Here is a 7901-nt window from a genome sequence, read left to right on the forward strand (position 1 = left end):
CGCGAGACCGCCTAGGGCGCGAGGACCTCTGCGACCGCGGCCTCGAGCACGGTGTCGATGCCGTCGGCGAGGTCCTGGGGATCGTAGTCGAGCTCGACGGAGACGGGGGCGTAGCCCTCGAGGGGCTCGCCCTCGGAGTCGAGGCAGCGCGCGCCGGAGATGTACGAGTCGATGCCCGTGTGCTCACCCTCGACGGGGGCCCAGTTTTGGCTCACGTAGGACGGGCCGGTCTGGTAGCTGTAGGCGCCGGTGCCCCCGTGGCCGAAGATCGGCACGCCGAGGTCGGCGGCGCGGTACATCAGCCAGTCCGCGGCGCTGACGGCCATCCCGTCGGCGACGATCGCTTGCTCGCCGTCGAAGGCCAGCGCAGGCAGGGGGTCGTCGACGAAGACCTGGTAGGGGAAGGGGTACTCGACGTCGTCGGAGAACTCGGGCGGCGAGGAGCCGACGATGCGGGCGTGGCACTCGCCGAGGCCGCCCGCGAGCTCGCCCAGCGAGCCGAAGATCCCCATGCCGTACTCGGCCGAGCCGCCCCGGTTCCCGCGGATGTCCCAGACCAGCCCGGTGACGTCGCTGTACTGCGCGAGGTCCTCGTTGAGCAGCTCGATCGCCTCCGCGTTCCAGTCGCGGTAGCCCTGGAGGGAGAGCGGCTGGGGGAAGGGGTGATCGGGGTGGGAGCCGAGCGTGGGCAGGATGACGACGACCACGCCGTCCTCGCGCTGGTGGGAGACGAACAGCTCCCCGCTCTCCGGGCGGCGGAAGGGATCGGCGCAGGAGATCTGGTCGCCGCGCTCGGGGACGTCGATGACCTCGAGGCTCTCGTCGGGGTGCAGCACCTCGATCGCGTCGCCCGGCTTGATGATCGCAAACACGTGCAGGGCGTTGTAGTCAGCGCGGCCGCTCTCGGAGGGGACGCCGCCGTCGCACAGGGGCTCGCGGCTGATCCGCTCGAACAGCTCCGGGCCCTCCCAGATCTCGTCGCCGCGCATGATCGCGACCACCCGATCGCCGGGGGTGAGGCCCATGGGGTTCATCTCGTCCGCGAAGGTGACGATCGAGGTGTCGCCAGCGGAGCGGGCACAGACCCCGTACCAGGAGTTGCCCCGCAGCGGCGCGAAGCCCTCGGGGTCGTAGCACTGGGACCAGTCGAGGGGGCCGAGCCCGATGGCGCTGTGGCCGTAGGGGACGGCGCGGTAGATCGAGTAGATGGCCTTGGCGAAGGTGTAGTCGCCGCCCTCGCCGAGGGCGATGGCGTGGGCGGCCGCGGCTTGGAGGCCTTCGAAGTCGAGGACCTCCGGGTAGCCGGTGTGGTCGCGCAGGTGCTCGGCGTAGGTGCCGAGCAGGCTGATCTGAGACAGCTGCGCCGCGGAGAGCTCTTCGCAGGCGTCGGCCTTGCAGATGAAGCCCGGCTCGCAGGCGACGGGGTCGCCCCACACGAGCTGGTCACCGTCCTCGACGCAGTTCACGAGCATGCCGTCTTCGCACGTGGTCTCGTCGAGGCTCGCGCACTCGTCTTCGTTGCCGGTTTCGGTGGTCTCACCAGTGTCGGTGGTCTCGCCGGTGTCGGTGGTCTCGCCAGTGTCGGTGGTGTCGGTGGTGTCACCGGTATCGGTGGTGTCACCGGTGTCGGTGGTATCTCCGACGTCGTCGGAGCCATCGGTTCCGTCGGTTTCTGCGGTGGAATCGCCGGCGTCTCCTGCAGGGTCTTCGACGCAGCCGCAAATCCCGGCGCTGAGCGATGTTGCGAGGACGAGGCGTCCCCAGTCTTGGACACGAGTCATGGCGGGGAAGCTAGCCGCTCGACCTTGGGTTGACGAGGCGGTGCAACGAAAGAATGTGAACGTTCTGCTGCTAGGTAGAATGCTCTCTAGAAGACGGCTGAGTGGGGGCAGGAAGTGATTGTGGATGGTTGACACTCCATGCGCAGACTGATTCGCCATGTGTGAGCGGACATCGATATCCATCACTTGGGCTAGTGTGATGAATGTGGATGGGGTCGTTTGTTGAGGAAGCTACTCCGTGCCGTTTGATTGGACATCCTGAGCCACTTGGCTGGCTGCGGGTGTCATCGCTGCGCGTGCCAAGGTGTCCGTATTTTGGTGTTCGGTTTTGAGTTCGGTGCGGTTTTGTTTTGGGCTGGCGGGGGTCTTGGGCTTCGACGGGGGCGGGCAGGGGGCAAGAGGGTCGGCCTCCCCGCTGTCGCCTGAATGCGTGGGGTGTCGTGGTGTTGGGCTGGGTTGGGTTGGGGTGGGTGTTCGGCTTCGGTGGGCGCTGCTGCGGCTCCTAACGCTGGGGAGGCCGACCCTCTTGCCCCTCGTTTGCCCGCTGCGTGGGCCAAGGGTTCGGGCCTTTCGCGTCAGGGGCGGTGCGCTGGTTGGGTCATCGGGCCTCAGCGTTGGGAGCCTACCTCCGCCGAGCCGGCTCAGCGCTTCGGCTCGCGCATGCGCATCAGCCCCTCTTGGGCCGTGCTCGCCACCAGCCGGCCGTCGCGGCTGAAGATCCGCCCGCGGACGAGGCCGCGGCCGCCGTGGGCCTTGGGGCTGTCGACGACGTGCAGCAGCCAGTCGTCGACGCGGAAGTCCTGGTGGAACCACATCGCGTGGTCGAGGCTGGCGACCTGCATGCCCCGGGTCAGCCAGGACACGGCGTGGGGGCGCATGGCCGTGGGCAGGAAGCCAAAGTCCGAGGCGTAGGCGAGCAGGCTGCGGTGCAGGGCGTTGTCGTCGGGGAGCTCGCTGGTGGCCTTGAACCAAAAGTTGCGCACGGGCGGGCGGGCCTCGGGCTGCATGGGGTTGAACACGGGCTCGAGCGGGCGCATCTCGAAGGGGCGCTCGGCGAAGGCCCGGGCGCGCAGGGGCGCGGGCAGCTGGTCGACGTAGCTCTCGACGCGCTCGCGCTGGCTCTGGAGGCTCTCGGGGTCCGGCGCGTCGGGCATGGGGTCTTGGTGCTCGAAGCCGGCCTGGGTCAGCTGGAAGCTCGCGGCCATGTTGAAGATGGCCTTGCCGTTTTGGATGGCGACGACCCGGCGCGTGGTGAAGCTGCCCCCGTCGCGGATCCGGTCGACCTCGTAGACGATGGGCTTGTCGACGGCCCCGGGGCGCAGGAAGTAGCCGTGCAGCGAGTGGACCACGCGCTCGCTGGGGACCGTGCGCGTCGCGGCGCTCAGCGCCTGGCCGAGGACCTGCCCGCCGAACACCGTGCCCCAGCCCAGATCCTGGCTCTGCCCGCGGAACAGGTTGACCTCGATGGGCTCGAGGACCAGGAGTTCGACGAGCTCGCGCAGGACGGTCGACATGGGCGGGACCTTAGCCCTGCGCAGCCGCGCCGCCAGGGGCCCCCGGGGAGGCTTCACTCAGCCCGGGAGCGCGCACACGCCCGCTTCCTGGTAGCCCCAGTAGTCGTCGTAGAACTCGACGCACTCCGTGCCCGGGATCGCCGAGCAGTCGGGCTCGGACAGGGAGCAGTGCGGGGTGCAGCAGCTGTCTGCCTCGCAGCCCGGGAGGGAGGCGGCGAGGATGCAGAACAAGCCGGGGGCGCAGTCTTGGTTGTGCTCGCAGGCCTCGAGCATGGGCGCGTCGCCGGCGGGCAGGCACAGCGAGCCGATGCTCTCGTCGATCCAGTAGCAGGCTTCGCCCAGGACGGGACAGTCCTGGAGGAGGATGTCGCAGCCCTCGAGGCACAGGACCTGCGCGCTCGCGTCGTGGCAGGCGAGCCCCGGCTCGCAGATGGGATCGTCGGCGCTTCCCTGGCAGCGCGCCGTGCAGCGCCCGACGGTCACGCTGCCGGTGTCGATGAGGTTGGCGCACACGGTGGCCGCGTCGCAGTCGTCGTAGCCGTCGAGCTCGCCCGAGTAGATGCAGCTCGACCCGAGCGGCGCGCTGCCGGTCACGGGCACGCAGTAGTTGGTGCCCTCGTCGGGGAAGTAGGCGCACTTTTGATCGGCGCCGCAGCTCGAGCTCCAGGGATCGCAGACGACCGGGATGGTCTCGCCCTCGTCCTCGCTCGAGCCGCTCTCGGTGGAACCCGTGGTGCCGTCGCCGGAGCCTTCGCCGCTGCTCTCCCCGACCTCGTCGCCCGCGGTCTCACCCCCTTCGGCGATCCCGATGGAGCCCGGCGTGCAGCCCGCGAGACCAAGGACCAAGAGACTGGAGAGCGCCAGACGAACTCGCATAGCTAACCCTAGCCTGGCCGGCACTCGCTGGAAAGTGCCAAAACTAATCTCGAGGAGTCGGTTCAGCTCTTGGCTCGGCGCAGCAGCGCCTGGCCGAGCTCCCGGGCAGCGCCGATCTTGGCGTTGACGCCCTTGCCGTAGAACAGCCGCACCCCAGCGCGCACGACCTCGTAGTCGTAGCGCCGGCCCGGGAACAGCGAGGGCACGGGGTAGAGCGGCAGCCGATCTTCGATGACCGACTTGGGGTTGGTGCACGCGCGCAGGCCATCGCGGCCGTTGAGGCGGCCGAAGCCGCTGGCCTTGACGCCGCCGAAGGGCAGGTCCTGGACCATGTACATCACGGCCCAGTCGTTGATGCAGGCCGATCCGGCGACGAGCTCGTGGGCGATGCGTCGGCCCCGGGCGCGGCTCTTGGTGTAGACCGCCGCGCTCAGGCCGTACTCGGTGTCGTTGGCGACGCGCACGGCCTCGGCCTCGTTGGCGACCCGGGCGATGGCGACGACGGGGCCGAAGGTCTCCTCATGCATGATGCGCATGGCGGGGGTGACCTCGGTGAGCACCGTGGGCTCGAAGTAGTGCTTGCTCTTCTTGCGCTTGGCTCGCTTGCCGCCGGCGAGGAGCCGGGCGCCCTTTTCGAGGGCGTCCTCGACGAGCTCGGCGACGTGGTCGACCTGGGCCGGCATGGTCATCGCGCCGATGTCGACGAGCTTGCCCTGGAGCGGCGCGCCCTGGCGCAGGCGCAGGGCGATGTCCTGGACGCGCATGGCGAAGTCGTCGTGGACGCGGTCGAAGACCAGCACGCGCTCGGCCGCGAGGCAGGTCTGGCCCGAGCCGATGAAGGCCCCGCAGGCGGCCGCGTTGGCGGCTTGCTCGAGGTCGGCGTCGTCGCACACGATCAGCGGATCCTTGCCGCCGAGCTCGAGAATGACCGGGGTCAGGGTCTCGGCCGCGGTCGCCATCACGGCCCGGCCGTTGCGGGCCGAGCCGGTGAACACGATCTTGTCGACGCCGCCGCGGATCAGCGCCTGCCCGGTCTCGGCGTAGCCGTTGAGCAGCTGGATGAGGTCGGGGGAGTGGCCGCAGTCGGCGAGGCAGCGGCGCAAGAAGGCGCGGAAGGGGGCGACGGACCAGGCCGTCCACTCGCTGACCTTGACGATGCACGCGTTGCCGGCGAACAGGGCGGGGACGGCGGGGCCGAGGATGTTCTGCAGGGGGACGTTCCACGGCGCGATCACGCCGATGACCCCGAGGGGCTGGAACTCCACGCGCGCCCGCTTGTGCACGAGCACGCCGGAGCGCACGGGCTCGGGGCGCAGGTGGGTCTCGCCGTGGTCGAGGGTCCAGCGCAGCTTCTCGGCGATGGGCCAGATCTCGCCGATCATCGCGTGGTGGAGGGTCTTGCCGGTGTCGCGGCAGATCGCCGCGCACAGATCGTCGGCCTGGGCGAGGAGCTGATCGAGCAGATGCCGGAGCACGCGGCGGCGCTCGGCGAAGCTGGTCCGGGACCACTCGCGCTGGGCTCGGCGGGCGGCGGCGATGGCCTTCTCGACGGCCCTGGGATCGTCGACGGGGACCTCGCCCAGGCTCTCGCCGGTCGCGGGGTCCGAGCACGGGATCACGCGCGGCGAGGCCGACTCGGTGGGCTCGGTGTCAGGCGTGGGCGACTCGGGCAGGGGCGTGTCGGGCATGGCGCGGGCCGACGCTAGCGGACGGGGGCGGCCCTTTGGGGTGCCCCAGCGCACAGCGAGGCCACAGCGAGACCACAGTCAGACCACAGGGAGACTAGTCGAGCGCGCCGCGTAGGGCGTCGCGCTCGGCGTCGCTCAGGGTCAGGCCGTCGATCCAGGCGTGGAGCTGCTCGGAGCTCAGCGCGCTGTCTTTTCGCGCCGCCCTCACGGCCGCCAAGCTCGCGGCCACGTCCCCGCCCTGGCGCAGGGCGACGAGGGCCCGGAGCACGGTGAAGGTCAGGGTTTGGGGCTCGAGGGAGGGCAGGTCGAGGGCGACGATGGCGTGGAGCTGCTCGGCGGCGGCGTCGACGTTGCCGCGGTTGAGCTCGAGGTCGGCGAGGCCGAGGTGGGCGGTGACCAGGACCAGGCCCGCGTCGGGGAGGGCGTCGGCGAGGATCGACTGGTAGGCGGCGACGGCCTCGTCCACGCGGCCGAGGCTGTGGGCGTGGTTGGCGATCTCCGTGCGCATGTAGAGCACTTCGGGGTCGCTGGCGTCGCGCTTGGACTCCCAGTGGCGCAGGGCCTCGCGGGCGTGGTCGATGGCGAGCTCGTGCTGGCCGCGCACGCCCGCGATGATCGCCAGCATCGAGGGCGCGTCGCCGTGGTCGGCGTGGTCCGGCGGGAGGTAGGCGGCGCGCATCTGGGCGAGGGCGCGGGCGTGGGTCTCGGCGGCGTCGAGGTCCCCCTCGCCGAGCGCGAGCTGGGCCAGGCTGTGCTCGCTCGCGGCGCGCTCGCGCATCCCCTCGCCGGCTCGGGACCAGCCCGCGACGGCGGCGTCGAGCAGCTCGCGGGCCGCCTCGTTCTCGCCGCGCAGGAGCAGGGCGTTGCCGAGCTGGTACTGGAAGTCCGCGGTGCGCGGGTGCGTCGGACCCCACACGCGCTCGCCGTCGGCGACGGCCTGGCGCAGCAGGGCGAGCTGGGCCTCGGGGTCGTCGGCGTGCAGTCGGGCCAGGTCGCCGCGGTAGTGGGGGAGGTCCGCGCTCGGGGCCTCGCTCGACTCGACCAGCTCGATGGCCCGGCGCAGGTGCGCGCGGGCAGCCTCGAGGTCGTCGGCGCCGCCGAGGGACTCGCGCTCGATCCCGCGGGCGAACTCGAGGCGGGCGCGGATCGAGTCGGAGGGGCTCAGGCGCTGCCAGGTCACCAACGCGCGCCGCAGCTGGCGGGAGCCGGCCTCGGGGTCGTCGAGCTCGTTGAAGGACAGCATGGCGAGGCTCAGCCACAGCTCGCCGGCGAGCTGCTCGTGGCGGTGGACCTCGGCGAGGTCGATGGCGTCGGCGAGCAGCTCGACCCCGCGCTCGAGGGAGCTCGCGGTCCGCTCGAACTTGGCCCGCTCGGCCATGAACTCGGCGGTCAGCGGTCCGTAGCCCGCGATCTCGACCTCGGGCTCGAGGCTGCGCAGGAGCTCGAAGCCCGCGTCGAAGTCCCCGAGGCGGCGCTGATCGGTGGCGCGGTCGATGCTGACCTGGAGCTGGGCGACGCGCTGGCGCTGGTCGGCCGGCGGGGGCTCCATCAGCGACGCGCCGAGGTCGTCCTCGCAGGCCTCGGCCTCGGGCAGGGTGCGCAGCACGTCCAGGGCACGGGCGGAGCGCTCGTCGTCGAGGGCCGCCCCGCCGAGGGCGTCGACGAGGGCGTCGACGCGCTGGCGCTGGCGGGTCAGGCAGCTGAGCTTGGCGCGCTCGAGGCTCGCGTCGGCCTCGGCCCGGCCGCTCGCTCGGCAGACCGCGCGGCGCTCGTCGATCCACCCGTCGCGCCAGCGATCGAGGGCGTCGAGGGCCCGGGCGCCCTCGTCCGCGCGCTCGAAGTTCGCGGACACGAGGGCGCGGGCGTCGGCGTCCCAGACCCCGTCGAGCTCGGCCTCGATGGTGGCGCAGGGATCGGTGGCCTCGGCGGGCCCGCTCAGCTGGGGCAGGGCGAGGCCGAGGGCGCCGGCGGCGACGAGCCCCGCGGCGACGACGACGCGACGCCGGCGTCGCCTGGGCACGGCCTCGAGCTCGGCCAAGAGC

General features: G+C 71.4%; 5 protein-coding genes. All 5 read right to left on the bottom strand.

Translation table 11 applies throughout. The features are described from left to right. Positions 1 to 11: 11 nt before the first annotated feature. Positions 12 to 1781: a S41 family peptidase gene (locus tag PPSIR1_RS51020; RefSeq protein ID WP_006977209.1), complete on the bottom strand. Its 1770-nt coding sequence runs from the start codon at positions 1779 to 1781 to the stop codon at positions 12 to 14. A 641-nt stretch (positions 1782 to 2422) separates the two neighbouring features. Next, on the bottom strand, positions 2423 to 3295 hold the full coding sequence (gene tesB / locus PPSIR1_RS40850; RefSeq protein ID WP_006977210.1) for an acyl-CoA thioesterase II: 873 nt from the start codon (positions 3293 to 3295) through the stop codon (positions 2423 to 2425). A gap of 57 nt (positions 3296 to 3352) precedes the next feature. Continuing rightward, positions 3353 to 4171: a hypothetical protein gene (locus tag PPSIR1_RS40855; RefSeq protein ID WP_157596518.1), complete on the bottom strand. Its 819-nt coding sequence runs from the start codon at positions 4169 to 4171 to the stop codon at positions 3353 to 3355. Positions 4172 to 4233: 62 nt separating this feature from the next. After that, on the bottom strand, positions 4234 to 5859 hold the full coding sequence (locus tag PPSIR1_RS40860; RefSeq protein WP_006977212.1) for an aldehyde dehydrogenase family protein: 1626 nt from the start codon (positions 5857 to 5859) through the stop codon (positions 4234 to 4236). Positions 5860 to 5953: 94 nt separating this feature from the next. Beyond that, the coding region (locus tag PPSIR1_RS40865) for a tetratricopeptide repeat protein (RefSeq protein ID WP_006977213.1) at positions 5954 to 7901 on the bottom strand (1948 nt) is incomplete at its 5' end.

The sequence above is a fragment of the Plesiocystis pacifica SIR-1 genome (assembly GCF_000170895.1).
Taxonomy (GTDB): Bacteria; Myxococcota_A; Polyangia; order Nannocystales; family Nannocystaceae; genus Plesiocystis; species Plesiocystis pacifica.

What these genes read in the sequence shown, in the direction of transcription:
- PPSIR1_RS40855 (WP_157596518.1), bottom strand. Translation starts at nt 4,171, where the DNA reads ATGCGAGTTCGTCTGGCGCTCTCCAGTCTCTTGGTCCTTGGTCTCGCG.
- PPSIR1_RS40860 (WP_006977212.1), bottom strand. Translation starts at nt 5,859, where the DNA reads ATGCCCGACACGCCCCTGCCCGAGTCGCCCACGCCTGACACCGAGCCC.
- tesB (WP_006977210.1), bottom strand. Translation starts at nt 3,295, where the DNA reads ATGTCGACCGTCCTGCGCGAGCTCGTCGAACTCCTGGTCCTCGAGCCC.
- PPSIR1_RS51020 (WP_006977209.1), bottom strand. Translation starts at nt 1,781, where the DNA reads ATGACTCGTGTCCAAGACTGGGGACGCCTCGTCCTCGCAACATCGCTC.